This window comes from Paraburkholderia sp. Ac-20336, assembly GCF_017105025.1.
GTDB lineage: Bacteria > Pseudomonadota > Gammaproteobacteria > Burkholderiales > Burkholderiaceae > Paraburkholderia.
The window spans coordinates 1-2,222 of sequence record NZ_JAAGPS010000276.1 but is presented as its reverse complement, the minus strand read 5'-3'; the positions used below and the strand labels follow the sequence as shown (position 1 = coordinate 2,222).

Annotated in this window: 3 protein-coding genes and 1 pseudogene; all 4 read right to left on the bottom strand. The window is 66.9% G+C overall.

The annotated features are described in order from the left end of the window. Positions 1-253 (bottom strand): annotated as a pseudogene (locus GXB81_RS30980) (hypothetical protein); the annotation flags it as partial. Between the two features lie 16 nt (positions 254-269). Beyond that, positions 270-1,046 carry a type III secretion inner membrane ring lipoprotein SctJ gene (sctJ, locus tag GXB81_RS30975; RefSeq protein WP_205991207.1) on the bottom strand — a complete coding sequence of 259 codons (777 nt, stop codon included), beginning with the start codon at positions 1,044-1,046 and terminating at the stop codon, positions 270-272. Positions 1,047-1,059: 13 nt separating this feature from the next. Then, positions 1,060-1,455 (bottom strand): serine kinase, encoded by a 396-nt coding sequence (locus tag GXB81_RS30970; RefSeq protein WP_205991206.1) that lies wholly within the window; start codon positions 1,453-1,455, stop codon positions 1,060-1,062. 24 nt (positions 1,456-1,479) lie between these two features. After that, complete coding sequence (locus GXB81_RS30965; RefSeq protein ID WP_240162967.1) at positions 1,480-2,040, bottom strand: HrpB1 family type III secretion system apparatus protein; 561 nt, start codon at positions 2,038-2,040, stop codon at positions 1,480-1,482. Between the last annotated feature and the right edge of the window lie 182 nt (positions 2,041-2,222).

Here is a 2,222-nt window from a genome sequence, read left to right as displayed (position 1 = left end):
TCTCTCCGATCTCTTCGGCGAGCGCGCCCGTCTCGCGCGCGCTCCGGCCGCGCAGGCAATCTGCATAAGGCACCGCCGCGAGCCGCTGCGGATGCATCCAGTCGAACAGCGCGCGGCGGCGGCGATGATGCTCGACGAGCCGGGCCGCCAGCACGGCGGCCGTGTCCTCGCTCACCGTGGGACGCGCATCAGCAGCGCCAGCCTCGGTTGCGGCGGCGTCCGGCGGGGCGTCGAGGGCATTCATGTCCGTCACGCTTGCGCGTCCTTCGTCACGCCGGACTCTTGCGCAGGCGCTGCCGCAGCTTCGACAGCAACTGGTTCGCGTTGCCGCGCACCAGCACGATCGCGCCCGCGATCATCAGCAATACGATGCCGAGCGCCCCGCCCGCGATCATCAGCGAGCCGTCGCGCCGCTGCGCCTTCGCTTCGAGGTCGATCGCATCGGCCGGCACCGACGTGACGCTGACCTGGTCGTAGGTCAGCCCCTCGATGCTGTGCACGACGAGATTCTTGATCGCCGGAATCAGCGTTTCGACGCTCGCATCCGGCCGGTACTTGATGAACACCGCGGCGGACGACGGCTTCACCGACTGCGCGAGCGGGTCGTTGTTCGGCAGCACGATCTGCACGCGGGCGACCACCACGCCGTCGATCTTCGAGAGCGTGTCGTCGAGTTCCTGAGACAGGCCGTAGATGAAGCGCACGCGTTCTTCGGTCGGCGTCGACACCATGCCGTCCTTCTTGAACAGCGCGCCGAGATCGTCGAACTTCTTGCGCGGCAGGCCGCGCGCGCGCAGCACTTCCATCGCGTGGACCATCTCCTTGTCGCCGACCGTCACCGACCAGGTCTTGCCGGAATCGGGCGTCGTCTTCTCCGCGTCGACGCCGTACTGCTGGAGCGCGGCGACCATTTCGTTGCAGTCGGTTTCGGAGAGCTGCCCGTACAGCTCCTGCTTGCAGCCGGCGAGCGCCAGCAGCAGGACGGCAGCGGCCAGCGGGCGGCGCCAGCGCGCGAACGCGCGGCTCGGGTTGAGGATCGAGGCCATGTTGGTCGCTATCTCACTGGTTCTTCATCAGGGTCTGGACCGCGTCTTTCGACGACTGCACGGTCGCCATCTTGACCTGCAGGTCCATGTTGAGGCTCGCGATCTCGAGCTGGACCGTCATGTCGGCGGACGCGAGATGCTGCATCGACAGCGTGCTCGCGTGCTGGGACATGTACAGCACGTCGTTCGGCACCGCGTGGTAGTAATCGGCCTGCTCCTTGACGGCTTTCGTCACGATGTCCGTGTGCCCGATCTGATGCACCTCGGGCACGGCGTTCGGCGTCGGGTTCGCCATCATGGCCTGAAACTTGTCGACGAGCGCCTGCGGTGCCGCGGCCGGTTGCGGCGCGGTGGCCTCGGTCAGGTGCGAGAGTTCGTGCTGGAATTGCGCGGCGGTGATCATGCTCATGTCGCTTCTCCGGTCGGGGTGCGGTCAGATCCGCATGTAGTGCATCGTCATCAGCATGTCGTTGGCCGACGGCGGCTGGGGCTGCGCCGCGGCGCTGTCCCCCGCCGTCGCCTCGTCATCGAGCGCGCGCGCCGACTCCGGCGCGACGAAGCGCCCGGTCCGCCGCGCATCCGCCGCGGCGTGTTTCAGGTCATCCCCTGCCAGTAACAGCTTCGCGAGCCGCGTCACGTCCGGGTCGCTCTCGTCCTCGATGATCCTGCGCGCCTCGTCCTGCCAGCCGAATTCATCGCGCGCCTTCAGGCACTTGAGCAGCATGCCCCGGCTCTCCGGCAGGCAGGCCGAGCGCTCGACCAGATAGCGGAACAGCTCTTCCGCCTCGCTCCATTCGTCGCGCAGCATGTGCAGCCAGCCGTCGAAGAACGAGAAGTCGACGTTGTCCGGACGCAGCAGATGCAACATCGCGACGAGATGCTCGATGTCCTCGATGTCGACTCCGGTCCGCGTCCCGCTGTTCGCGAATGCGGCGCCCGTCAGATCCACGATCGCGCCGACGACTGCCGGCGGCCATGACGACCGATCCTTCATAACGTCCATCCGTTTTCCCCAAAAGGCAATCTGATCCGATTCAGTGCGCCATCCACGCGCCCTCTGTTGGCGCTACGTTACGCAAGCCCGGGTATGCGACATGGGTGCCGCACGAAGTCGTACCGCGAATTACGAAGCGGCGCCCGTCCGATCCGCACTCGCGACGACCAGGCAGCGGCCCG

Coding starts and splice junctions, on each gene's coding strand:
- sctJ (WP_205991207.1), bottom strand. CDS start 1,046: ATGGCCTCGATCCTCAACCCGAGCCGCGCGTTCGCGCGCTGGCGCCGC.
- GXB81_RS30965 (WP_240162967.1), bottom strand. CDS start 2,040: ATGAAGGATCGGTCGTCATGGCCGCCGGCAGTCGTCGGCGCGATCGTG.
- GXB81_RS30970 (WP_205991206.1), bottom strand. CDS start 1,455: ATGAGCATGATCACCGCCGCGCAATTCCAGCACGAACTCTCGCACCTG.